At 61.9% G+C, this 24,154-nt stretch carries 17 protein-coding genes; 6 read left to right on the top strand and 11 right to left on the bottom strand.

All coding sequences use genetic code 11. The features are described from left to right. Positions 1–33: 33 nt before the first annotated feature. From hflX to ACZ9IL_RS00260, 7 genes are all read right to left on the bottom strand, one after another. Positions 34–1,320 carry a ribosome rescue GTPase HflX gene (hflX, locus tag ACZ9IL_RS00290; RefSeq protein WP_476001689.1) on the bottom strand — a complete coding sequence of 429 codons (1,287 nt, stop codon included), beginning with the start codon at positions 1,318–1,320 and terminating at the stop codon, positions 34–36. 63 nt (positions 1,321–1,383) lie between these two features. Beyond that, complete coding sequence (hfq, locus tag ACZ9IL_RS00285; RefSeq protein ID WP_476001688.1) at positions 1,384–1,647, bottom strand: RNA chaperone Hfq; 264 nt, start codon at positions 1,645–1,647, stop codon at positions 1,384–1,386. A gap of 72 nt (positions 1,648–1,719) precedes the next feature. Further along, complete coding sequence (miaA, locus tag ACZ9IL_RS00280) at positions 1,720–2,637, bottom strand: tRNA (adenosine(37)-N6)-dimethylallyltransferase MiaA (RefSeq protein WP_476005283.1); 918 nt, start codon at positions 2,635–2,637, stop codon at positions 1,720–1,722. A gap of 59 nt (positions 2,638–2,696) precedes the next feature. Continuing rightward, on the bottom strand, positions 2,697–4,592 hold the full coding sequence (gene mutL, locus ACZ9IL_RS00275; protein ID WP_476001687.1) for a DNA mismatch repair endonuclease MutL: 1,896 nt from the start codon (positions 4,590–4,592) through the stop codon (positions 2,697–2,699). A gap of 480 nt (positions 4,593–5,072) precedes the next feature. Beyond that, positions 5,073–6,602 carry an N-acetylmuramoyl-L-alanine amidase gene (locus ACZ9IL_RS00270; protein WP_476001686.1) on the bottom strand — a complete coding sequence of 510 codons (1,530 nt, stop codon included), beginning with the start codon at positions 6,600–6,602 and terminating at the stop codon, positions 5,073–5,075. Beyond that, positions 6,593–7,066 carry a tRNA (adenosine(37)-N6)-threonylcarbamoyltransferase complex ATPase subunit type 1 TsaE gene (gene tsaE, locus ACZ9IL_RS00265; protein ID WP_476001685.1) on the bottom strand — a complete coding sequence of 158 codons (474 nt, stop codon included), beginning with the start codon at positions 7,064–7,066 and terminating at the stop codon, positions 6,593–6,595. The genes ACZ9IL_RS00270 and tsaE overlap by 10 nt, the downstream gene beginning before the upstream one ends. Positions 7,067–7,083: 17 nt before the next feature. After that, positions 7,084–8,586 carry an NAD(P)H-hydrate dehydratase gene (locus ACZ9IL_RS00260; protein ID WP_476001684.1) on the bottom strand — a complete coding sequence of 501 codons (1,503 nt, stop codon included), beginning with the start codon at positions 8,584–8,586 and terminating at the stop codon, positions 7,084–7,086. A 135-nt stretch (positions 8,587–8,721) separates the two neighbouring features. On the opposite strand from ACZ9IL_RS00260, the gene queG reads away from it, so the two are divergent. The 6 genes from queG (at position 8,722) to rfaH (ending at position 14,596) form a co-directional block, all read left to right on the top strand. Beyond that, positions 8,722–9,864: a tRNA epoxyqueuosine(34) reductase QueG gene (queG, locus tag ACZ9IL_RS00255; RefSeq protein WP_476005282.1), complete on the top strand. Its 1,143-nt coding sequence runs from the start codon at positions 8,722–8,724 to the stop codon at positions 9,862–9,864. A gap of 83 nt (positions 9,865–9,947) precedes the next feature. After that, complete coding sequence (gene ppgK / locus ACZ9IL_RS00250) at positions 9,948–10,691, top strand: polyphosphate--glucose phosphotransferase (RefSeq protein ID WP_476001683.1); 744 nt, start codon at positions 9,948–9,950, stop codon at positions 10,689–10,691. A 706-nt stretch (positions 10,692–11,397) separates the two neighbouring features. Continuing rightward, complete coding sequence (gene metN / locus ACZ9IL_RS00245) at positions 11,398–12,441, top strand: methionine ABC transporter ATP-binding protein MetN (RefSeq protein ID WP_476001682.1); 1,044 nt, start codon at positions 11,398–11,400, stop codon at positions 12,439–12,441. A 76-nt stretch (positions 12,442–12,517) separates the two neighbouring features. Then, complete coding sequence (locus tag ACZ9IL_RS00240) at positions 12,518–13,171, top strand: methionine ABC transporter permease (RefSeq protein ID WP_033128760.1); 654 nt, start codon at positions 12,518–12,520, stop codon at positions 13,169–13,171. Between the two features lie 26 nt (positions 13,172–13,197). Next, complete coding sequence (gene metQ / locus ACZ9IL_RS00235) at positions 13,198–13,998, top strand: methionine ABC transporter substrate-binding lipoprotein MetQ (RefSeq protein ID WP_476001681.1); 801 nt, start codon at positions 13,198–13,200, stop codon at positions 13,996–13,998. A 97-nt stretch (positions 13,999–14,095) separates the two neighbouring features. Further along, the gene (gene rfaH, locus ACZ9IL_RS00230; protein WP_476001680.1) at positions 14,096–14,596 is read left to right on the top strand and encodes a transcription/translation regulatory transformer protein RfaH; all 501 of its coding nucleotides are present in this window, start codon (positions 14,096–14,098) and stop codon (positions 14,594–14,596) included. A 169-nt stretch (positions 14,597–14,765) separates the two neighbouring features. Here rfaH and ACZ9IL_RS00225 read toward each other — a convergent pair whose 3' ends face one another. The 4 genes from ACZ9IL_RS00225 to ACZ9IL_RS00210 all read right to left on the bottom strand — a co-directional run bounded on the left by ACZ9IL_RS00225 (position 14,766) and on the right by ACZ9IL_RS00210 (position 24,113). After that, positions 14,766–15,980 carry an EAL domain-containing response regulator gene (locus ACZ9IL_RS00225; protein ID WP_476001679.1) on the bottom strand — a complete coding sequence of 405 codons (1,215 nt, stop codon included), beginning with the start codon at positions 15,978–15,980 and terminating at the stop codon, positions 14,766–14,768. 633 nt (positions 15,981–16,613) lie between these two features. Further along, positions 16,614–18,587 (bottom strand): HAMP domain-containing methyl-accepting chemotaxis protein, encoded by a 1,974-nt coding sequence (locus ACZ9IL_RS00220; RefSeq protein ID WP_476001678.1) that lies wholly within the window; start codon positions 18,585–18,587, stop codon positions 16,614–16,616. A 38-nt stretch (positions 18,588–18,625) separates the two neighbouring features. Next, complete coding sequence (locus tag ACZ9IL_RS00215) at positions 18,626–19,807, bottom strand: EAL domain-containing response regulator (RefSeq protein WP_476005281.1); 1,182 nt, start codon at positions 19,805–19,807, stop codon at positions 18,626–18,628. Positions 19,808–19,829: 22 nt separating this feature from the next. After that, positions 19,830–24,113 (bottom strand): ATP-binding protein, encoded by a 4,284-nt coding sequence (locus ACZ9IL_RS00210; protein ID WP_476001677.1) that lies wholly within the window; start codon positions 24,111–24,113, stop codon positions 19,830–19,832. Between the last annotated feature and the right edge of the window lie 41 nt (positions 24,114–24,154).

Raw genomic sequence — 24,154 nt, 5'->3', positions numbered from 1 at the left:
CGAAGCCGCTAAGCCTTCATCTTCATCGACCAATCAATGCCTGATAAAGCGTTGTAAACTCTCACCTTCTTGTTTCATGAGGCGGTTCCAGTCGGCCACTTGCAAGCGCACCTCCAGGACAAAATCCCCCTCCTCACTGAAGCCTTCCTGCTCAATGCCTTTCAACCGGTAGAGCGCACTGCGCAACCTCGCGGCCGAAGGTGGCAACTGCAAGGTGTGATGGACCATGGATCCAGCCAGCAGTTCGGTCAAGGCCTGGAACAGGAATTCACTCCCCTCACCGGTCTGGGCAGAGAGCCAGACCCGCCGTGGGCGACCCTCGTCATCCCGCTCCAGACCAGCCGGACGATCGCTCAGCTTGTCGATCTTGTTGCAGATCATCAGCTGGGGACGGTCATCCGCCTCGATCTCGGCCAGGACTGTCTGTACCGAGTCGATATTCTCCTGCATCTGTTCATCGGCACAGTCCACGACGTGCAGCAGCAAGTCCGCTTCGCGGGTCTCCTGCAGCGTCGCCTTGAAGGCCGCGACCAGATCATGGGGCAAGTGCCGAATAAATCCAACTGTATCCGCCAAGATCACATCACCCACATCCTGAATCACCAATTTACGCAGGGTGGGATCCAGAGTTGCGAACAATTGGTCGGCAGCATACACGCTGGCATCTGTAAGTTGGTTGAACAAAGTGGACTTTCCGGCGTTGGTATAGCCCACCAGCGAAATAGTCGGTACCTCGTTGCGGTTGCGGGCACGACGGCCCTGTTCCCGCTGCTTGGCCACCTTGTCGAGCCGACGCAGGATCGCCTTGATGCGTTCCCGCAGCAGACGTCTGTCGGTTTCAAGTTGGGTTTCACCCGGGCCGCGCAGACCGATCCCGCCCTTCTGACGTTCAAGGTGGGTCCAGCCTCGCACCAGGCGAGTGGAGAGATGGCGCAATTGGGCCAGTTCGACCTGCAACTTGCCTTCGTGAGTACGGGCACGCTGAGCGAAGATATCGAGGATGAGGCCGGTTCTGTCTACCACCCGGCACTGGAACAGACGCTCCAGGTTGCGCTCCTGGGCGGGAGTCAGGGCATGGTTGAAGATGACCACGTCCGCGTTCAGCATCTGAACCTGGGACGCGATCTCCTCCGCCTTGCCGCTACCGACAAAAAATTTGGCACTGGGTGCGCTGCGGCTGGTGGTAACCACCCCCAGCGCATTGACCCCGGCCGAGCTCACCAGCATCTTGAGCTCTTCCAGATCTTCCCGCTCACCCTCATCGCTGAAGTTGACATGTACCAGAACGGCCTGTTCACCAGCTTCGTAACGGTCAAACAAGCGCTTGCTCCTTAACAGATCTCATGATGAATCGGGGTTGGCGAGCCGGCTCGCCGCAGCATATCACGCCTCGGCTTCACCCTGCTCTTCACCGGCTGCACCCGGGACGGGCTGGTGATGATTGACGGCGCGGGCCGGCACCACGGTAGAAATGGCGTGCTTGTAAACCATCTGGCTCACGGTGTTCTTCAGCAAGATGACAAACTGGTCAAACGATTCGATTTGACCCTGCAGTTTGATGCCGTTCACCAAATAGATAGAAACAGGAATCCGCTCACGGCGCAGCGCATTCAAAAACGGGTCTTGGAGAGATTGCCCCTTAGCCATCTTTCTTTTCCTTATAGTTTGTTGTTTTTAAACACCGGATATCGATATAACAACCTGATTATACAGGGAGTGTCAAGCCGCACCAGCACGGGCGACGACCCTTGCCAGATTGCCAGACTCACCAGATTCCAACCAGGTCAGGTCGGGCCAGCCACGTAACCAGGTCATCTGACGCTTGGCCAACTGACGGGTGGCAACGATGCCACGATAACGCATCTCATCATATCCCACTTCCCCTGCCAGGTAGTCCCACATTTGGCGGTAGCCAACGCAACGAATTGCAGGCAGGTCGGGGTGGAGATCCCCCCGTTCAAACAGGGCGCGCACCTCTTGCTCGAAGCCGTTTTGCAGCATCAGATCGAAACGCTGTTCGATGCGCTGATGCAGCACGGCCCGATCGCTCGGAGCGATGGCAAATTGATGCACGCGGTAGGCTAATCCTTCCCCCTGCACCTGGGTCAACTCGGTGAGGGTCTTGCCGCTGATGCGGTACACCTCCAGCGCCCGGCACAGGCGTTGCGGATCGTTGGGGTGAATGCGCGCACCAGCCACCGGATCGATGCGCACCAGCTCATCGTGCAGGGCCTGCCAACCGAGGCGGGCCGCCTCTTCTTCCAGCCCGGCCCGAATGACCGGATCCGCTGGTGGCAATGGCGAGAGCCCCTCCAGCAGTGCCTTGAAGTAGAGCATGGTCCCGCCCACCAACAGCGGGATTCGGCCGCGGGCGACGATCTCGTCCATCTCGCGCAGGGCATCGCGGCAGAAATCCGCCGCCGAATAGCTCATGGCGGGATCCAGGATGTCGATCAGGCGGTGCGGCGCCAGCGCCCGCTCGGCGGCGCTCGGTTTGGCGGTGCCGATGTCCATGCCGCGATAGATCAGCGCGGAGTCCACGCTGATGATGTCACAGGGCAGCGTCTGGCACAGATTGATGGCGAGATCCGTCTTGCCGGAGGCCGTCGGCCCCATCAGAAAAATTGCATTCGGCAACTCAGCCACGTTCAGATTCCTCTAGCACGGCGGTGCCAGACAAGGCATAGACCCTTGGGTCATTGCGCCTGGCCGCTCTGTGCAAATTCGTCCAGCACGGCCGCCAGCGAGAGCGGGCGTATCATGCGGTTATCCGCCAGTTGGTCACTGAAATCGGTCACAAGTTCCGTCAGCAAGCGACTGGCCGTTGAAAAATCATATATTTTTTCGGGGCTTATGCCCTGCTCCACCAGCCATTGGCACAGCGTTTCGGCCAATTGGCTTCCATCGCTGCCTGATCCGCTCTCGATCAACTGCAGCAACTCGGGCAGGAGTCGCGCCAGATCGGTCTGGCGCAGCAATGCGGGCACCCGAGTCAGGATCATGGTGTCGCGTCCACCGCTTTTCAACTCCAGCCCCATCCGTTTCAGCAAACGTTCCTGCTCTTGCGCCAGCGCGACCAGGGGCTTGGGCAACTTGAAGGAGACCGGTAGCAGCAGGGGTTGCGCCGCCAGGCCCTGTCCCCAGGCCTCCAGCAACCAGTGGCGCAGCAGCAAACGCTCGGCCCGCACCAGGGAGAGCAGCGCCAGCTGGCCATGCCGTTCAAGCAGCAGATAAGACTGCTCCACCAGGGTCAGGGCACGATACGCCTGCGGCTGCGAGGTTGCCGTGGCGGCGCCAACCGGCGCAGCGGTGGCCACGGAGCCGGCCTCGACGATGGGCAGAGTGGTCAGCAGGGCGCCCATGCCGCGCATCGCCGCAGCGCGAGGGGGCTCGGGAGGCTGATAGTGGCCGCTACGAGTCGCGCCGCCCTCCCGCGCCTCACCGCTCTCCCTAATCTGGGCCGGGGAGCGATAGCTGTGCTCGGCCCCATACCACTCTGGACGCGGCGCCTGACCGGGATATTCTATTTGTGACGCGGATGACAGCTCAACCTGACTGCCTGCCAGCGGTTCAGCCAGAGTATCCGCTGCCTTCGCCTCGCGATGCAGTGCACTGAACAGGGCCTGGAAGATGAAGTCGTGGATCAGGCGGGCCTGGTGGAAACGCACCTCGTGCTTGGCCGGATGGACGTTCACGTCCACCTGACGGGGATCCAGCTCGATGTAGAGCACATAGGCGGCGAAGCGGTCGGCGGGCAGCAGCTCGTCATAGGCCTGACGGATGGCGTGATTGATGAGCTTGTCGCGCATCATGCGGCCATTGACGTAGGTGTATTGCAGATCGTTCTGCGGTCTGGCCCCTTCCGGCATTGCCAGCCAACCCCACAACCGCACGTCGCTGTGCTCGCTCTCCACCGCCAGGGCGTGGTGCATGAAGGGAGTGCCGCAGACGGCGGCGAGGCGACGCTCCTGCTCCGCCACCGTATTGGCGGACTTGTACTGGCGCACCACCTTGCCGTTGTGGCGCAGGATCAGGGTGATGTCGAAGCGGGAGAGGGCGATGCGGCGTATCAGCTCGTCGATGTGGGCGAACTCGGTCTTCTCGCTGCGCATGAACTTGCGCCGGGCCGGGGTGTTGAAGAAGAGATCCACCACCTCCACGGTGGTGCCCACCGGGTGGGCCGCCGGTTTGACGGTGACGCTCATCTCGCGCCCCTGTGCCTCGGCCTGCCAGGCCTCGGTCTGCTCCGCGGTGCGGGAGGTAAAGGTGAGACGGGAGACCGAGCTGATGGAGGCGAGCGCCTCCCCGCGAAACCCCAGGCTGTTGATCCCCTCCAGATCGTCCAGCGTCGCCACCTTGGAGGTGGCGTGGCGCGACAGGGCCAGCACCAGCTCGTCTTTGGCGACGCCGCTGCCGTTGTCACGGATACGGATCAGCTTGGCGCCCCCCTTGTCGATATCGACCTCGATCCGGTCTGCGCCCGCATCCAGGCTGTTTTCCACCAGCTCCTTCACCACGGAGGAGGGTCGCTCCACCACTTCGCCAGCAGCGATCTGGTTGGCCAGGATAGGAGGCAATATACGGATTGGCATCGCTTACTCCTGATTGTTCATCTTGGGTGACCCAGGCCAGAAGAGGGCCACTCCACCAGATTGCCACCAGCGGCAATCTGGTTAGCCAAGATAGGAGGCAATATACGGATTGGCATCGCTTACTCCTGATTGTTCATCTTGGGGGACCCAGGCCCGAAGAGGACCACTCCACCAGATTGTCACCAGCGGCAATCTGGTTAGCCAAGATAGGAGGCAATATACGGATTGGCATCGCTTACTCCTGATTGTTCATCTTGGGGGACCCAGGCCAGAAGAGGACCACTCCACCAGATTGTCACCAGCGGCAATCTGGTTAGCCAAGATAGGAGTCAATATACGGATTGGCATCGCTTACTCCTGATTGTTCATCTTGGGGGACCCAGGCCAGAAGAGGACCACTCCACCAGATTGTCACCAGCGGCAATCTGGTTAGCCAAAATGGGTGGCAATATGCGGAGCGGCATCGTTTACGCCTGCTGGTTAATCCTGAGGGATATAGATCACCTGCCCAATCTGGATGTCCCGTGACTTCAACTTGTTGATCTCGACCAGCTTGGCCTGGCTCACCCCGTGTTTCTCAGCGAGGCGGGAGAGGCTCTGGCCACGGGTAACCACGTGGCGGATCATCTGCGACTTGTCAGGTTGGGCACTGCTGACCGGGGCACCAGACTCCAGGGCCGCTACCTTGTAGGGCTTGATCACCCCGGCACCGGACCCACCGCTGACGCTGTTGACCGGAGCGCCACCACGGAGATTAGGCTCGGTCGCCGGCATTCGATTGATCACCTGCTGCTGGAGCGCCGCGGCGACCACCGCCTTTTTCGCCACCGGTTGGCTGGTCTTGGCCACTTGCTGGCCCTTGCCGGTCATCATGGGCCCCTTGGTCGGGTGGCTGCGATAATAGGTGCGGATCCCCTCAAAGATGGCGCGGGCCAGCTGATCCTGGTAACTGGCGGTGGCCAGCAGCTTCTCTTCCGCGTGGTTGGAGATGAACCCCGTCTCCACCAGCACTGAGGGAATGTCCGGCGCCTTCAGCACTGCCAGACTGGCGTGCTCCGGTGCCTTCTTGTGCAGGCGGGCGACCTTGCCCATGGAGCGCAGGATCTGGCGGCTGACCTCATAGCCCTCGGCCCTGGACTTGTCCATGGAGAGATCGAGGAAGGTCTGCGCCAGATAGGGGTTGGGGTCGGATTCGGCCAGTACCTTGCCGACGCCGCCCAGCAGTTCGCCCTGCTTCTCCTGCTTCTCCAGCCAGCTGCCCATCTCGCGGTTGGCGCGGTTGGTCGACAGCACCCAGACCGAGGCGCCGCGCGGCGTCGAGTTGTGGAAGCTGTCGGCGTGCACCGACACCAGCAGGTCGGCCTTGCCCTTGCGGGCGATCTCGGAGCGCTTGTTCAGGTCGACGAAGTAGTCCCCGCGTCGGGTCATCACGGCGCGCATGCCGGGCTCGCGGTCGATCAGCGCCGCCAGCTTCTGGGATACCGCCAGGGTCACCCGCTTCTCGTAGGTGCGGCGCGGGCCGATGGAGCCGGGATCTTCCCCCCCATGGCCGGGATCGATGGCGATGACGATGGCCTTGCCCTGCCCGCCGACGGGGGCGGATTGCGCCGCGGCGGCGGCCCCCCTCTCCTCATAAGGCAGATCGATCACCAGCCGGTGACCATAGGGACCGGCCGGTGCCAGCGGAAACACCACCGGCTTGATGGTGGAGCTGAGATCCAGCACCAGCCGCATGCTGCCCTTCTCGAGCGGCGTGCTCTCGCGGATCTTGCGCACCAGCTCGCTCTTGTTCTCGATGCGGGTCAGGTTGGCGGCGTTGCTCGCCCCCTTCAGATCGATGACCAGCCGGCTCGGGCCGGTCAGAGTGAAATAGTTGAAATTGGGGGCACTGCTCATGTCGAGCACGACCCGGGTGTTATCCGGCGATGGCCAGACCCGCACACTCTTGAGCTGATTCGCATAGGAGGGCAGGGCCAGCAGGGAAAATACAATGACAAGGATCAAGCGCACTGAGATGACAACCGTTCCAGAATGGCTTCGCCGATAGCAGTGCGGGCCGCAATCAGGGCCTCACGCTGCTCGTTTACATACGTCAGGGTAATCTCGAGATCGGGCGCTGGCAGCCAACCCTCCCCCTTCTCTGGCCACTCCACCAGGCAGAGGGTATCGGCCGCGAAATAGTCCCGAATGCCCATGAATTCCAGCTCTTCCGGATCCGCCAGTCGATAGAGATCGAAATGATAGACCTGCCACTTGGCCAATTCATAAGGCTCAACAAGGGTATAGGTCGGACTCTTAACCTTGCCTTGATGGCCGAGTCCTTGCACCCAGCCTCGGGTCAGGGTGGTCTTGCCGGCGCCCAGAGCGCCGTGCAGAAATACCGTGGTCGCCTGCTGGCACGCCTGCGCCAGTCGTCCGCCCAGAGCCACTGTTGCTGCCTCATCCGGCAGTGTCATCATCAACTGTTTTGCCATGTTCTTCTTTTAGCTTGTTACTGTGTCGGATTGACCAGACGGCGGATCCAGGGCAGCAGATCCGATGCCAGCATGCCCCTCTCCCCTTCGGCGGCAGCCAGATCGGCCGCCTCTCCGTGGATCACGGCGCCCAGCCGGGTTGCCATGGAGGCAGACCAGCCCTGAGCCAGGAGGGCGGCGATTATACCAGATAACAGGTCGCCCATGCCGCCGCTGGCCATGCCGGGATTGCCCTCATCGCACAGGGCTATACCGCGCCCGTCGCAGATGAGTGAACCCGCGCCCTTGAGCAGCACCACGCCGCCGTAGCGCCGTTGCAGGTGCCGCACCGCGGCGAAGCGATCCGCTTCTATCTCGGCGATAGAGCAATCCAGCAGGCGGGCCGCCTCCCCCGGGTGGGGGGTGAGCACCCAATTATCCTGATGACGAGGCCCCTGCGCCAGCCAATTCAATCCATCGGCGTCCAATACCAGCGGCCCCTCGGCCGCTACCTGATGCTCAAACCGGCCTCTGGCCCATTCATCCCGGCCGAGCCCCGGCCCCAGCACGCGTACCGAAGCCCAGCCATCGTCGGCCTCGCCGTACCAACCCATCAGTTCGGGCTGTACCAGGCTGACGGGAGGCAAGTCCGGGTGCTGACTGACTCGCACCAGGCCGGCGCCCGTCCGCAGGCAGGCCTGACCCGCCAGCAGGATGGCGCCTTGCATGCCAAGGTTGCCCCCCACCAGCAGCACCTTGCCGTTGCTCCCCTTGTGCGCCGAGCGCGGGCGCGGAGTCAGCAGTGACTTGAGGCCGGGATAGTCGATCCGCTGAGCCGCAGGAATGACCCCATCGGCGGGCGTCACGCCTAGACTGTCGCAGTCGAGCCGGCCGACCCCGTCCACCCCATCACCAGTCAACATGCCCTGCTTGATACCGATGAAGGTGAGGGTGCGGGTCGCCCGCACCAGGGCACCCATGGCGCGGCCGGTGTCGGCATTGAGCCCGGAAGGCAGATCCACCGCCAGCACGGGTGCCTGCAAGGCATTGATTGTTGCGACAATCTTTGTCATTGCGAGGGAGAGGGATAGATGGACGCCGGTGCCGAGCAGCGCATCGACCACCAGATCCGGTGGCATCAGTGAGGCGAACTCTACCTCCTCGGCCATCATCACGCTCCCGCCTGCGGCCAGCCATCCATCGGCGGCACGCCTGGCGTCACCCTTGAGCAATTCGGGGGGGCGGGCGGCGATCACCAGAGGCTCGATGCCGATTCGCCTGGCGAGGCGCGCCAGTACATAGCCATCACCACCGTTGTTGCCGGGGCCGACGAAGATCCACCAGTGGCGACTCCGGGGCCAGTGGTGGCAGGCATAGCTGCACAAGGCGGCGCCAGCCCGCTCCATCAGGTCGTAGCACTCGCGCCCTTCGTGCCTGGCCCAGTACTGCTCCAGGCTACGGATCTGTTCGGTCCGCCACAGGGGCTGTGCTAGACTGTTGGCTTCTTCCCCGCAGATAGCATCCTCGATAACCTGTACCATGACGGCTCCCGACCTTCATCATCCCGTGATCCGGCCTTCCGGCGCCGGGCATATGCCGTGGCATGACGACGTCTGCCCAGCCCCATGCCCGTCCCCCAAGACGTCGCCTTCGAGGCTCGGGATCGACCGCGCAGCATGACGGCAACCGAACTCCAGCAACTGGCTCAAGATATCAAGCTCTGGGCACGCGAGCTAGGATTTGACCAGGTCGGGATCACCGATACCGACTTGCGCATCGAAGAGCCCAGATTGCAGGCCTGGCTGGATGCGGGCCATCACGGCAACATGGATTACATGGCCCGCCATGGCATGATGCGCGCACGCCCCCATGAGCTGCTGCCGGGCACCCAGCGGGTGCTGTCGGTGCGCATGAACTATCTGCCCTTCGAAGCCGGCTTCGCCAGCACCCTGCGCGATCCCACCTTGGGTTACATCAGTCGCTATGCCCTCGGCCGCGACTACCACAAGGTCATGCGCAACCGGCTTAAGCAGTTGGGAGATCGCATAGAGCAACGCTGCCGGGAACTCTGTCAGGCCACGGGAGAGTGGCGCCCCTTCGTCGACTCGGCCCCCCTGCTGGAACGCCCGCTCGCCGCCAAGGCGGGGCTCGGCTGGGTAGGCAAGCATTCGCTGCTGCTCAACGAATCTGCCGGCTCCTTCTTCTTCCTCGGGGAGCTGCTCGTCAGCCTGCCGCTGCCCATGGATGCCCCGGTGGAGAAAGAGCAGTGCGGCAAGTGTGTGGCCTGCATCAACATCTGCCCGACGGGCGCGATTCTAGCGCCCTATGTGGTGGACGGCCGGCGCTGCATCTCCTATCTCACCATCGAGCATGACGGCCCCATTCCCCCCGAGCTGCGCCCGCTCATGGGCAATCGCATCTATGGTTGTGACGACTGCCAGCTGATCTGCCCCTGGAATCGCTATGCGGACGTGAGCCCCGAGCCAGACTTCAGCCCCAGGCCCAACCTGCACCGCCCCACTCTGCTTGGCCTGTGGCAGTGGTCTGAGGCCGAATTCCTCAAATACACCGAAGGCAGCCCCATCCGCCGCATCGGTTATCAACGCTGGCGCCGCAACCTGGCGGTGGCACTCGGCAACGGCCCGGCCAGCCCAGAGGCGATCGAGGCCCTGCAACAGGCGCTGCCCGAGGCCGAGCCCATGGTGGCCGAACATATAGAATGGGCACTGACCACCCTGGCCACACGCCAGCGAGAGGATAACAAGAAGACAAAATTGCTGATCCGTTGCATAGAAAAAGGCTTGCCAGGTCACGCCTGAGTGATCTGCCCCTTGCCGGATGCCAGTCATTTTTTCATGCTCTGCCGACGTTCGATCATCGGCGCACTAAAAGGAACATTCTGATGCAGATGTTGGGAGTAGATATAGGCGGATCCGGGATCAAGGGCTGCCTGGTCGATACCGTGACCGGCGAGCTCATCGGTGAGCGCCACCGTCTGGCCACCCCGCAACCGGCCACTCCGGCCGCTATCGCCCATACCCTCAAGGCGCTGGTCGAACACTTTGAATGGAAGGGCCCGGTAGGCTGTGGCTTCCCCGCCATCATCCACAACGGCATCGCCAAGAGCGCCGCCAACATCGACAAGAGCTGGGTCGAGACCGATGCCGCCCACTTGTTTGCGGATGTGACCGGTCTGCCCTGCCACGTGCTCAACGACGCCGATGCGGCGGGTCTGGCCGAGATGCGCTTTGGTACCGGCCGGGATCGCAAGGGGGTCATCATCCTCATCACGGTCGGCACCGGCATCGGTACTGCCGTGTTCGTCAATGGCCAGCTGCTACCCAACACCGAGCTGGGTCACCTGATGCTGGAAGGCATGATCGCCGAGCACTACTGCTCGGATGCGGCCCGCAAACGCGAAGATCTCTCCTGGAGCCGCTGGGGAAAACGCTTCAACAAGTACCTGGCCAGGCTGGAGTTCCTGTTTTCCCCCGATCTCTTCATCCTGGGCGGCGGCAGCGCCGCCAAGCTCGACAAGTTCATCGACAAGATAGAGACCCGCGCCCCGCTGGTGGCGGCGGCCAGCCTCAACCAGGCCGGCATCATAGGTGCCGCCCTCTACGCCGAGTCCCAACAAGGGCACTGAGCTGCAGTCACACGCTGATGCAAGAGGCCCGGCACATGCCGGGCCTCTGCCGTCAGTAATGCGGATTGTCGTCACAATCGCCCCTTCGCAATGCCCCACAGCGGCCACGGCGCGAACCTGCTCTCCCACTGCAAATCTTCTTCTCCACGACGCTCCCCGTCATCGGGTGTGCCGAGCATGCCATCAGTACCAAAGTGGTACCATTTCGGCCGTCGACGCCCTGCTTGATCTGGCTGTTTTCCCTCCAGCGACTCATCTCCAGGCCGGGCTGAACGGCCATCGCCTCTTCCCCACCCCAGAGCTGGCTATTTATTGTGCTTTATCAATAGGATGGAAAAGAAAAGAGGACGGGACAAGGCCGGCGGATCCGTGTCATCTTGGCAACGACCGATCCGGAGCGTCGACAACGAGATCAGGCGAGACTGATGAATCGGCGGTTTAAGACTAATGTGACGGGTTATATTCGGCAATTTAGCCACAAAAAAGAATCTAATATTGAATGGCCGCACATCCTGCCAATCCATAGTCGCTCGGCAGAAATTCTTATCCATATTTTAGACGTCTAGACGTAGAAACATGCGTTGACACAGCCATCCAGACATCTTAGCATCATCCTCCATGATGGCAGAGCAACCCAGTGAAACCTCTGCCCAATTCACCCGCCTGTAGCGCCCTGTGCTTTAAGGCTGTTAGCACGGAAGAATTCATGATCAAGTTGAACGGTCTCAACAAAGTCTACGGTAAGGGCACTGACGCCGTGCACGCCCTGCGTGACGTGAGCCTGCATGTGCCACAAGGCAAGATCTTCGGGGTGATTGGCGCCTCCGGTGCCGGCAAGAGTACCCTCATTCGTTGTGTCAACTTGCTGGAGCGCCCCACCGACGGCCAGGTCATCGTCGATGGCCAGGATCTGGTGGCCCTGCCCGAGCGGGATCTGACCCAGGCTCGCCGCCAGATCGGCATGATCTTCCAGCACTTCAACCTGCTCTCCTCCCGCACCGTGTTCGCCAACATCGCGTTCCCGCTGGAACTGGCGGGCTGGAGCAAGGCCCGGATCCAGACCCGAGTCGAGGAGCTGCTCGCCCTGGTCGGGCTGGAAGCCCGCGCCCACGCCTATCCGTCCGAATTATCCGGTGGTCAGAAGCAACGCGTCGCCATCGCCCGCGCCCTGGCGCCGGCCCCCAAGGTATTGCTCTGTGACGAGGCCACCTCGGCGCTGGATCCCCAGACCACCCGCTCCATCCTGAGCCTGCTCAAAGAGATCAACGTTAAACTGGGGCTCACCATCTTGCTCATCACCCACGAGATGGACGTGGTGAAAGGGATCTGCGACGAAGTCGCCATCATCAGTGATGGCCGCCTGATCGAGCAGGGCGAAGTGGCCTGGTTCTTCAGCAACGCCAAGACCCAGCTGGCCCGTGACTTCATCCACTCCACCATCCATCTGGAGGTACCGCAGGAGTATCAGGACAGGATGAGTGCGGAGCGTGTGGCGAACAGCTACCCGCTGGTCAAGCTCGGCTTCACCGGCAGCACCGTCGATACGCCGCTGATCTCAGAGGCGAGCCGCCGTTTCAACATCGATATCAGCATCTTGAGTGCAGACATCGAATACGCCGGCGGGGTCAAGTTCGGCTTCCTGCTGGCCGAACTGTTCGGGGATGAAGCCCAGTGCGCGGCGACCCAGCAGTTCCTGATCGACAACCATATTCAGCTGGAGGTGATGGGTTATGTCCGTAGCAATGACTGATCGACTCATCACGGCCCTCAACGGCTGCCCGGCGCAGTCCCCGCTCATAATCCTATTCAGCTGGAGGTGATGACTCATGTCCGAAGCAATGATTAATCTGCTGATCTCAGCCCTCGGCGACACCCTGATCATGGTGTTTGCCTCCGCCCTGTTTGGCTGCCTGCTCGGGCTGCCGCTCGGTGTGGCACTGCACGTGACCAAGGCCGGCCAGATCCTGGCCAACCCGCTGCTGAACCGGACCCTTGGCATCATCGTCAACGTCGGCCGCTCGGTGCCCTTCATCATCCTGCTGGTCGCCATCATCCCGCTGACTCGCTTCATCGTCGGCACCAGCATCGGCACCATAGCCGCCATAGTGCCGCTGACCATAGGCGCCGTGCCCTTCATCGCCCGCCTGGTGGAAGGGGCACTGATGGAGGTGCCGGACGGCTTGCTGGAAGCGGCCAAGGCCATGGGTGCCAAACCCTTGCAAATTATCGCCAAGGTGCTGCTGCCAGAGGCCCTGCCCGGGATCCTCAACAGCGTCATCATCACCTTAGTCACACTCGTGAACTACTCCGCCATGGCCGGTGCCATCGGTGGCGGTGGTCTGGGAGATGTGGGTATTCGCTACGGCTATCAGCGCTTCGATCCAACCGTCATGCTGGTCACCGTGGTCATTCTGGTAGTGCTGGTTCAACTTATCCAGAGCGCGGGTGAGCGCCTGGTTCAACAATGTGATCATCGTTAATCATCGATTTCTGACAGGAGGTTTTTATGAAATTGGGCATTAAATCCGCTGCGGCAGCCCTGCTGGCCGCTCTGGTACTGGTCGGCTGTGGCCAGAAAGAAGAGAACAAAACCCTGAAAGTCGGCGCCATCGCCGGCCCCGAGACCGAGCTGATCGAAACCGCCGCCAAGGTAGCGAAAGAGAAATACGGCCTGACCGTCGAGATCGTGACCTTCTCCGATTATGTCACCCCAAACGTGGCCCTGAATGACGGCAGCGTCGACGTCAACGCCTTCCAGCACAAGCCTTATCTGGATGCCCAGATCCGTGATCGCGGCTTCAAGCTGGTGCCGGTTGGCAACACCTTTGTCTACCCGATCGCCGGTTACTCCAAGAAGCTCAAGGCCCTCTCCGAGCTGAAAGACGGTGCCCAGATCGCGGTGCCGAACGATCCGACCAACCTGGGTCGCTCCCTGATCCTGCTGGAGAAGCAAGGTCTGCTGACGCTGAAAGAAGGGGCTGGCCTGGAAGCCACCGTACTGGACATCGCCAGCAACCCGCGCAACTTCAAGATCGTCGAGCTGGAAGCCGCTCAGCTGCCGCGCTCCCTGGAAGATGTTGATCTCTCCATCATCAACAACACCTTCGCCGGTCAGATCGGCCTGACCCCGACCGAGAACGGCCTCTTCGTGGAAGACAAGGAGTCCCCCTACGTGAACCTGATCGTCGCCCGTGAAAACAACAAGGATGACGAGAAGGTCAAGCAGTTCGTCCAGTCCTTCCAGACCGACGAGGTCTACAAGAAAGGCACCGAACTGTTCAAGGGTGGCCTGGTCAAAGGTTGGTAATCACTCACTCTGCAAAAAAGGCTGCGCCAAGCGTGGCCTTTTTTTTTACCCCCGCTATCATGGTCGGCAGCACGGTAACACGATAAAAAATAACACAATGAAAAAATGGTATCTGGCCTACTGCAAGCCGAGAGAAGAAGCTCGCGCCCGCGCTCATCTGGCGGCCCAGGGCGTCGAATCCTACTACCCCATGGTCGAAATCGAGAAACTGCGCCGTGGCAAGCGAGTGCCCGTACGCGAACCCATGTTTCCCAACTATCTGTTTATCTATGTGGATCTGGAAGAAGTCACCCCCGTCACCCTGAAATCGACTCGCGGCATCAGCCGCATCATTCATTTCGGCAAGGAGTGGACCGCCATCAGCAGCCAGCTGATCTATCGGTTGATGAGCCGGGATGACAGCGACGAGGCGAGGGCAAACTATGCCAGCCTGCCGACCCAGGGGGACAAGGTGCTCATCGAGGCGGGGCCCCTCACCGGCTTCGAGGCCATCTATCTGGAGCCGGATGGGGAGAAAAGAGCCATTCTGCTGGTCACCCTGCTCAATCAGGAGACCAGCGGCAGCTTCGACAACCAGACTTTCAGGCGGCTGGAATAAGCCAGACCATGCCGCTGCGTTGAGGGAAGCCTCCAGCGGCGCTGTCGACAGACGAAAAAGAGGGAGGCGTGATGCCTCCCTCTTTCTATGGTGCGCTACCCATTCGTGGTGGACTCACACCGCACCTTGGAACCAAACGCCCAACAGCATCCGGACAGGGCAGCCGGCTTCAGCCGTTGATCAACGTGGGCAAGCGCACGAGCCAGGCCTGATGCCACTGCGGCAGCGCCTCCGGCGGCATGGGACGGGCGGAGAAGTAGCCCTGACACTGATCACAACCCAGCTGGACCAGCGTCCGCCAGGTCGCCTCATCTTCGATCCCCTCGGCCACCGTCTTGAGCTTCAACTTGCGGGCCAACTCGATGCTCGATTCTATGATGGCCAGCCGCGCCGGATCCTCATGGCAGCGATCGACGAAGGATCTGTCCAGCTTCAGCTCGGTGAAGGGCAAGAGCGCAAGCTGCTGCATGGAGGAGTAGCCCGTGCCGAAGTCATCGATGGAGATGCCAAAGCCGTGCATGCGCAGCCGGGTCAGCTCCTCCAGCGACTTGCCCAGATCCTCGACGAAGGCGCTTTCCGTCACCTCCAGGGTGATGAACTCCGGCTCTATGCCCCAGTGCCGGCACTTCCCGAGCAAGGCATTGCAGAGATCCCCCTCGATGAGCGAGGCGGTGGAGAGGTTCATCGACAGCCTGAGGGAGCGCGGAATCCCCCCCTGCCGGTGATAATCGCGCAGAGCCTTGTCGATGATCATCTCGGTCAGCGGGGCGATCAGGCCATGCTCCTCCGCCAGCGGGATGAAGCGGGCGGGCGAGATGAAACCAAACTCCGGATGGCGCCAGCGAGCCAGCGCTTCCATGCCGACCCACCGCCCCGTCGCCAGACTCACCTTGGGTTGGTACCAGGGCAACAGCTCATCCTGCTCCAGGGCCCGGTGCAGATCGATGGGCTCCAGCAGCAGGCTGGGGTGCGCCGGCGACACGCGATCCTGATGCGGCCGCCAGCTCAGGATCAGCTGTCGCAGCTGCTGCGGGGTCGCCGGTTTGTCGATGCGGCCAAGCACCTTCAGGCCATAGGCGACGCTCATGCGCAGCACCGCCTCGACCAAATCTCCCTCCAGCGCGCTGGAAAGGATGACGCCACCGTGGAAACCGCTCACGGAGAGGCGCCGCAGCAGTGCCATGCCGTCCATGCCGGGCATGCGCAGATCGCAAAACAGGATGTCGATCCGATGTTGCAGGCACTGCGCCAGCGCCTCTTCACCGTCCTGCGCCTCCAGCAGGTCGGTATAGCCGAGCCCGCGGATCTGATGCATCAGGGTCTTGCGCTGGAACGAGTGGTCTTCCACCACCAGGATCCGCACCCCAGATTGGGTCTTATTCATAGAGCCAAAGTCCGATGTCTTGAATGATCGTATCCATCGATACCTGGATCGCCTGACTCCCTGCGGCGATCTTGTTCAGTTGTTGTCGTTGGACGGCCGCCTCGAGCTGCCTACCTCGCCAGGCTCCACAAGGCGAGCCATCACCACAAGAGAAGGCGATAACAGCGACACAGCATGGGTATTTCCTACACAAAATTGGGGTATACAGAGAGGGGCGAACCTGAGCCTGGGCGCCGCAACAGCCATCATGAAGGCACGGCGGGTACCATGAATGCAGTATGTTAGCATGTGCTCACCCAGAAGGGATTGAACAGAGGCTGTACGAAACTGGCAGAGAATCGGCTGTTATCTATAGGGTGCTAACGTCAACATCATCGTGACCATCCGATCTCATGCTCCCCACAGCCTTGCCAGATGACGTCAACAAATCATGGGGGCCGGGGTCGACCCCGGGTGAGGATCCGGCGCACAGGGGACAGCCGCGTCAGAGGCAGGTGGTGATGGGGACGCAGCCACTGACGGAGGTAAGGACATGTTTTGAGTGGATGGCGGCAGGCAGATCCACCTGCCCTATTGGGATCAGTCTGGCCCTAATGCTCGGAAAAAAGAGGCGGGCACCTGCCCGCCTGCATCTCAGCCCAGTTCGAACCGGCTGATGACCGAGGTCAACCGACCCGTCTCCCGGGTCAGTCTGGCAGCAATCAGCTCACCCTGTTGACCACGCTCACTGGATTGGCGGCTGAGTCCGGCGATCTCCTCGACCGTTCCGGCCACCTCCTGCGCCACTCGGGTCTGCTGTTCGGTCGCGGTGGCGATGGCCCCGAGCTGACCACAGAGATCCTGCACCAGCAGCGTCATGGCCTCGAGGGTGTCGGTCACCGAGGCCACGGCATCTCGTCCCTGCTCCACAAGCAGGGTACCACTGCTCACGGTATCGGCCGTCTGACGAGTCTGCTGCTGAATACTGGCGATGGTCTGATTGATCTCCGCCGTCGACTGGCTGGTACGGCTGGCCAGCTGGCGCACCTCATCCGCCACCACCGCAAAGCCGCGCCCCTGCTCCCCGGCACGGGCCGCCTCGATGGCGGCATTGAGTGCCAGCAGGTTGGTCTGCTCGGCGATGGTGGCGATGACCTCGGTGACGCGCCCCACCTGTTCACTCTGGGTACGCAACTGCTCCATGGCCTGATTGGCCTGGCTGATCATGGCGGTAATTTGCCGCATGGTGGTGCTCATGCGCGCCAGGGCGTCGTCTCCCTGCCGGGCCTGCTGCTCGGTCTGGCGGGCCGCCTCGGCCGCCTCGGCGATGTTGCCCGCCACCTCCCGGGTGCTGACCGACATCTGCTCGATGGCTGCGGCGACCGTATCGACCCGTTGATTCTGGCTTGCCAGATCCTCGACGATGGCGTTGGTGGTCTGGCCCACCTCGCGGCCCGCTCCCTCCACCTGACCCACAGCACCCTGGATCTCGCCCACCAGCTGGCGCAACTGGGTCGACATCCGGTTAATGGAGCCGGTCAATCCCCCCAGCTCATCCTGGCGCAGTACCGGCAAGGGTTCGGCCGGCAAGTGGCCATCCGCCACCAAACCGGCGCGCGTCACCAGGCTCGCAATATCCCGGGTCAGGCGACGGCTGAACAGCAAGGCCACCAGGGTGCCGAGCAGAATGACGCTGAGGGTGGCCAGCAGCAGGGTACGGTGAATGGCCTGACTGGCGCCGGCCATCTGCTGCGCCATCCCGTCCACCTCCGATCGGGTGTGGGTCACCTGAGACGCCAGCTGATCGGCGAGTCGGGCCAGCACAGGCTCGATATCGGTCGCCATCAGGTGGTTCGCCTGATCCCAGTCCGGCGCCTGGCGCTTACTGATCACCTGGCTCACCAGTTCGGCAAAGGGGGCCGACATCTGCTCAAACAGCGCCCACAATCCCTTCTGTGCCTCGGTGAAGTTCGCCTCCTGCTGTTTCAACTCGGCTACCCGCTGCCGGTGGAACTGGTAGTAATCCTGATACTTGTCCCGATACTCCTGCTCCCCCGAGATGAGAAAGTCCCGCAGGGCGGAGAGCGCATTGCCGAGGCCGTTGTAGGCATCCCCCACCTGCTTGAGCAGCAGCCGACGATCCCCTGGCAGCTGGTCCTGCGGGGTCGCGACCTCCTCGTTGGCAAAGGACTGCAACTGATCGAGTGCCGCCTCCGCCAGCGGACCCGCCTCCAGCAACATCAGGCTGTGGGCCGGCAGGTTCTCCTCGGTATGGGCGATGGCCCACACCTTCTCCTGGGCGTCTTTGAATGCCTTGAGCGACTGGGTCAGTGCGGGCGTGAAAGTCTGTTGTTCGATGGCATGCCAGGCACCATCCCACTCCTGCTTGAGACGCTCGGCCTGGGCCGGATCCTTGCCGAGGATGAGATAAGCGCGCAGGGAGGAGACGGTGGCGATCAGCGCCTTCTGACTCGCTTCATCCCGTTGCAGGGCGGGCAACGCTTGCTCCAGCAGGGCATCTTGCGACTGCTCGATCTGGCCGAGCTGATGGTAGACGAGGGTCGAGGAGAGAATGATGAGCAGATTGATAAAACAGAAGCTCAACAACAGCTTGCTTGAAATTTTCATGAACATCCTTGTTCCACTGCGGGCATCCTGCCCAGGGTTTAACTCTTGATCAATGCGGGCAATCGTTCGAGCCAGGTGCCGTGCCACCTCAGCAACTCCTCCCGCGGCATGGGGCGAGCGGAGAAGAAGCCCTGGCACACATCGCAACCCAGTCCGGCCAGCAGCTGCCAGGTGGATTCATCCTCGACCCCCTCGGCCACCGACTTGAGCCCCAGTCTGCGGGCCAGCTCGATGCTCGACTCAATGATGGCGAGCCGGGAGGGATCCTCATAGCAGCGATCCACGAAGGATCTGTCAAGCTTCAACTCGGTGAAGGGCAACAGGGCCAGCTGCTGCATGGAGGAGTAACCGGTCCCGAAGTCATCGATGGAGAGACCAAAGCCGTGCATGCGCAGCCGCGTCAGCACCTCGAGCGACTTGCCCAAATCCTTGACGAAGGCGCTCTCGGTCACCTCCAGGGTAATCAACTCGGGGTTGATGCTCCAGCGCTGACAGTGGTTGAGCAGGGTATTGCACAGGTCCCCTTCGATCAGCGACGTGGTGGAGAGGTTCATCGACAGGTTGAGAGAGAGCCCGGTCTGCTCCCACAGGTGACCATCGCGCAATGACTTGCCGACGATGACCTCGGTCAGCCTATCGATGAGTCCGTTTTGCTCCGCCAGCGGGATGAAACGGGCCGGGGAGACGAGACCATATTTCGGGTGCTGCCAGCGAGCGAGTGCCTCCATGCCGACCCACTGGCCGGTGCCGAAGCTCACCTTGGGTTGATACCAGGGCAGCAGTTGATCCTGCTCCAGTGCCTGACACAGCTCATCCAGCGTCAGGCTATGGCCATCTTCCTTCTGGCTGTGTACCTGCTGGGGCCGCCAGGCGCCGATCATCTGTTTGATCTGCTGATGGCTTGCGGGTTTGTCGATCCGCCCCAGCACCTGCAGGCCGTAGGCGCTGCTCATGCGCAGCACGGCGTCGACCACATCATCTTCCAGCGCACTGCACAGGATGATGCCGCCACGAAATCCCCCGAGCGAGAGCCGGCGCAGCAGCGCCATGCCGTCCATGCCGGGCATGCGCAGATCGCAAAACAGGATATCAACCTGGTGATGCTGGCACAGCGCCAGCGCCTCCTCCCCGTCCTGCGCCTCCAGCAGATTGCCGTAGCCGAGCCCGCGGATCTGGTGCATCAGGGCCTTGCGCTGGAAGTTGTGATCCTCCACCACCATGATTGCCAAATTATTCCCTGTGCTATTCATCGAGCCATAATCCAATTTCGCCTGTAATAGAGTCCATCAATGCCTGTACCGTCTGGCTCAACTCGGTGAGTCTGTCCAGCTGCTTCAGGCGGGCCGCCGCCTCCAGCCGGGCCGCCTCTTCTGCCAGCGCGAGCTGCCCGACCATGCGGGCCGCCCCCTTGATGCGGTGCGCCGTCTCCACCAACGCCTGGGCATCCTGCCGGGCCAGTGCCCGCATCATGTCTTCGCCATCTTGTCGATTGGAGTCCAGATACTCCATCGCCATGCTGCGCGCCACCGCCTCATCCTCAAACAAGGATAGCCAACTCGCCCCCTGCTCCTGCGCCCTGGCCTGCACGAGTGGCTCGGGCTCGCCCGACGGCAGGCTGGCGACCGGTAGCCAGCGCTCCAGCGTCTGGCGCAAGGTTTCCAGGCTGTAAGGCTTGAACAGCATGTCGTTCATGCCCGCCGCCTGCATCTGCAGACTGGCCTCCTCCGAGGCATCGGCGGTGACCCCTATGATGGGCGCCTCATCGCCCGCTGCACGCAGGGTGCGAGTCAGGGTATAGCCGTCCATCACCGGCATGTGGCAATCGGTCAGCAACAGGGCGAAGCCCTGCCCCTGCCAGGCGCGCAGCGCCTTCTCGCCATCATCCACCAGCTCGGCATCGATACCTAGAATGCTGAGCTGGCGGGCCAGCAGGGCTCGGTTGACGGGGTGATCATCGGCCACCAGCACCCGCCCCTGCAGCTTGTCCCCCAGGGCCTGCACCGGTTGACTAGCCAACTCCCCCGACAGCTGGCGACAAGTCTCCAGCAGCAGATCAGGATAGAGCGGAGACTGACCCAGCCGCCACCAGGCATCCGAGCCCATCCGGCCACGCAGCGCCTCCTGTGAGGAGAGCACTATGCCCTTGAGCGAGGATTGCTGCAAATGCTGCAACCAGTCGCTGCCGAGGGCTTGTTCCAGGCGACTCTCTTGGGCCAACAGGCGCCCGCTGAGCGACGACTGCCACTGGCCGGGATCCAGCCGATGAAGCCTGGCGCCGAGCCGCGTCATCACCGACTGCAGCACCTCATCCTCGCCAAACCACCACCACTCTTGCCCGGCCAGCGGCGGCAGATCCCACTGGCCGTCGCTCAGGGGGATATTGAAGGTCATTCTGGTTCCCACCCCTGGCTGACTCTCCAGCGCCAGACTGCCCCCCATCTTCTGGGCCAGCTGGTGACAAATGGCGAGCCCGAGTCCGGTCCCGCCAAAACGCCGGGTGATGTCGGACTCCACCTGCTTGAACGGGATAAACAGATTGGCCTGTTGGTCCAGCGGGATGCCAATCCCCGAGTCCTGAACGATAAATTCCAGTTGCTGGTCGCCATAACCGACCCGGATGTCTATCTGCCCAGACTCGGTAAATTTCACCGCATTGTTGAGCAGGTTGGAAATCACCTGGCCCACCCGCACCGCATCGATGCTGGCATGATCCGGCACCTCGGCCCCCCACGCCAGCGCCACGTTGAGCCCCTTGCCATAGGCCAGGGTGGCGTGGCCGCGGATGACGTCGCAGATGACCGAGGTGAGTCGGCAATGATGGCGATGCAATTGCAGCTGGCCCGCCTCTATCTTGGAGAAATCCAGGATGTCGTTGACCAGATAAAGCAGGTGGTTGGTGGACGTCGAGACGTTGCGCAGCATGTAGCGCTGATCGTCGTCCAGATCGCTCATCTGCAGCAGCTCCAGCATGCCGTGCATGCCGGAGATGGGGGTACGCAGTTCATGGCTCATGGTGGCGAGGAAGCGGCTGCGGGCCTGCATCGCCTCCTCAGCCACCGTCCTGGCCTGACGCAGTTCCAGTTCCTGACGCTTCAGGCTGGTGATGTCTTGCACCACCCCATTCAGGATGACGCCCTCTATCCCCTCCTGCTTCACAAAATGGCCCCGGATCTGCAGATAGCACGGCTTTCCATGGCGCATGATATCGACTTCGAGATCCAGCGGTTGCATCGTCCTGGCATGTTGTTCAACGGTGGCAACGAAATCATGAAGTGCTTGTCCCGTCAGCCCCAGCAGGGTGCTGCCGGTTGCGGCGGTCTGCACCGGATCCTCTTCATAGCCCACCATCTCCTTGATCCCCTGGGAGGTATAGAGGAAGCGTCCGTTCCTCGGCCCTAGCCAATGGTATTGATAGACGAGGCCCGGCATGCTGTCGGTGATCTGGGTGAGCCGGGTCTCCGCCGATTTGGCCCGCGCCTCGGCCTCCTTGGTGCGGGTCACGTCGGTCAGCACGGTCAGGATCCCCAATCGCTTGCCATCGGGGCCGACAAACAGGCGCTTGGTGTAGATCATCTGGTGCACGCTGTCATCCGCCAGCTTGAGCTCGCCACCACCATTGAACTCCTCGCCGCTCTCCCAGACGCCGGCATCTTCCCTGAGCACCCTCTCCCGAATGGCATCCGGCAACCGGTCCTTGAGCAACCGTGAGTAGTCCCCTGTGAGATCCCGCCCCTGCAAGAACAACTGTTGATAAGCCCTGTTCGTCATCGCGATCTCATGGCGCTCATTGGTCAGCACCACCAGGTTGGGCAGCGCATCGAGCATCATCTGCACGAATGCCAGTTGCTCCTCCAGCCGCTGCTCCGCCTCTCGTCGCTGGCTGATCTGGCGGCGCAGGGTCCGGTTCCAGCCAACGAACAGCAGGACGCAGAGCAGGAAGATGCCTCCTCCGAGAGAGGACCAGAGCAGCACCTTGCTCGGGTCCAGCCCCGTCTGTATGGTCAGGGAGAGCCACTTGTGATCCAGTCTGGCCAGTTCGTCCGGCCGGATGGAGAGCAGCGCCTTGCTCAGGATCTGCTGCAACATGGGGTCCTGCTGCTGCACCGCCATGGCAACGGGGACCCTGAGCTCATCGCCGGAGAAGACCACCTGATAGTGATCGCTGAACCCCTTCTGCAGTGATTGCCCCAGGGTGTTCATGCTGATCAGCGTGTAATCCACCTGATGGTTGTCGAGCAGCGGCAACAGTTGGATATCGCTGTCGGCGCTGACCATCACGGCCCCGACCTGCTCCAGCAGCAGTTGCTCCACCGATCCCCGCACCATCCCCACCCGGCGTCCCTTCAGATCCGCAGGGCTGGAGAGCTCGTCCGTCCCCAGCCTCCCCACGATGACCCGGTTGATGAAGGCATAATTCGGGGTAAACCGCATCGATCGGCGGCGTTCGTCGGTCGGGGTCATGGCGGGCACGAAATCCAGCTTGTTTGCCTCGAACTGCGCCAGGGTGTCACCCCAGCTAGGCGTCGGTACCAGGCTGAACTGCAGGCCGGAGCGGGCACTAATCAGATCCAGCAGATCGGCGACAAAGCCTACCAGCTGGCCCTGCTTGTCGATATTGCTCATCGCCGGCCAGTTGGGCGCCACCCCATACTTCAAGACAGGGTGCTGTGCCAGCCAGTTCAACTCCTCCTGGTTGAAGAGGTTCTGGCGTGGTCCATGCACTTGGCCATAATCGATGCCACCGCCCGCCTCCAGCACTTGTCGGCGTTCGCTGTCCGGGATGGCGTCCAGCACCCGTTGCAACAGGCTGTGCAATCCCAGATTGTTGGCGGTCATCACCATGGTCAGGCGGGTCGCCGGTACCCAGGATGGCGTGATCACCTGCAACTGGGCATGCTGTCGCACATGCTGCAGGCGGATCAGGGTCGGCAGGTCCGCCAGATAGGCATCCGCCAGCCCCCGCTTCACCATGAAGGCCGCCTCATCGACACTGTCAGCCTCGCTGTGATCCTTTACCCCGAGCCTGATCAGCTCATTGCAGGCCCCGAAGCCCCGTATGCATACCCAGCGCCAGTGCCTCGCCTCGGCCAGGGCGGTCTCGGTCTGGGTGCGCGCAAGCAGCACCCCCCGCGGCACCCCCATGATATCCAGCGTCTTCAGCGCCTGTTGCTGCGGTTTCTGCTCCGGCACCACCCCCAGCAGCAGATCGGTCTCACCATCGGTCAGTGCCTGCTGGGCGCGGGCATAATCGGGATAACCCCGGTACTTCAGCGTCAATCCCAGCTGGCTCGCCACCAGCTCGGCAAAGTCATCCAGCGGGCCGCTGAACCCACCCCGACCGTTGGTGTAGACATAGGGTGGCCAATCCACGGAAGGCATGCCCACTACCAGCTCGCTGCGCCGTTCGAGCCAGGCTTGCTCCGCCTGGACCAGGTTGTCGTGACTCAATGCGGTGGCAGCAGCCGTCACCAGGCTCCAACAAGCGAGCCAGCACAACAAGATGAGACGATAGCAACGGCGCAACATAATTAACTCCCATACGAACAGGGGGGTGATCATAGAGTTTT

It is taken from the genome of Aeromonas sp. TECH754, from assembly GCF_056279295.1.
Note: the sequence above shows the minus strand (reverse complement) of the source record. Positions and strands in the feature narration are given on the sequence as shown.

What these genes read in the sequence shown, in the direction of transcription:
- hfq (WP_476001688.1), bottom strand. Translation starts at nt 1,647, where the DNA reads ATGGCTAAGGGGCAATCTCTCCAAGACCCGTTTTTGAATGCGCTGCGC.
- mutL (WP_476001687.1), bottom strand. Translation starts at nt 4,592, where the DNA reads ATGCCAATCCGTATATTGCCTCCTATCCTGGCCAACCAGATCGCTGCT.
- tsaE (WP_476001685.1), bottom strand. Translation starts at nt 7,066, where the DNA reads ATGGCAAAACAGTTGATGATGACACTGCCGGATGAGGCAGCAACAGTG.
- ACZ9IL_RS00260 (WP_476001684.1), bottom strand. Translation starts at nt 8,586, where the DNA reads ATGGTACAGGTTATCGAGGATGCTATCTGCGGGGAAGAAGCCAACAGT.
- queG (WP_476005282.1), top strand. Translation starts at nt 8,722, where the DNA reads ATGACGGCAACCGAACTCCAGCAACTGGCTCAAGATATCAAGCTCTGG.
- ppgK (WP_476001683.1), top strand. Translation starts at nt 9,948, where the DNA reads ATGCAGATGTTGGGAGTAGATATAGGCGGATCCGGGATCAAGGGCTGC.
- metN (WP_476001682.1), top strand. Translation starts at nt 11,398, where the DNA reads ATGATCAAGTTGAACGGTCTCAACAAAGTCTACGGTAAGGGCACTGAC.
- ACZ9IL_RS00240 (WP_033128760.1), top strand. Translation starts at nt 12,518, where the DNA reads ATGTCCGAAGCAATGATTAATCTGCTGATCTCAGCCCTCGGCGACACC.
- metQ (WP_476001681.1), top strand. Translation starts at nt 13,198, where the DNA reads ATGAAATTGGGCATTAAATCCGCTGCGGCAGCCCTGCTGGCCGCTCTG.
- rfaH (WP_476001680.1), top strand. Translation starts at nt 14,096, where the DNA reads ATGAAAAAATGGTATCTGGCCTACTGCAAGCCGAGAGAAGAAGCTCGC.
- ACZ9IL_RS00225 (WP_476001679.1), bottom strand. Translation starts at nt 15,980, where the DNA reads ATGAATAAGACCCAATCTGGGGTGCGGATCCTGGTGGTGGAAGACCAC.
- ACZ9IL_RS00220 (WP_476001678.1), bottom strand. Translation starts at nt 18,587, where the DNA reads ATGAAAATTTCAAGCAAGCTGTTGTTGAGCTTCTGTTTTATCAATCTG.
- ACZ9IL_RS00215 (WP_476005281.1), bottom strand. Translation starts at nt 19,807, where the DNA reads ATGGTGGTGGAGGATCACAACTTCCAGCGCAAGGCCCTGATGCACCAG.
- ACZ9IL_RS00210 (WP_476001677.1), bottom strand. Translation starts at nt 24,113, where the DNA reads ATGTTGCGCCGTTGCTATCGTCTCATCTTGTTGTGCTGGCTCGCTTGT.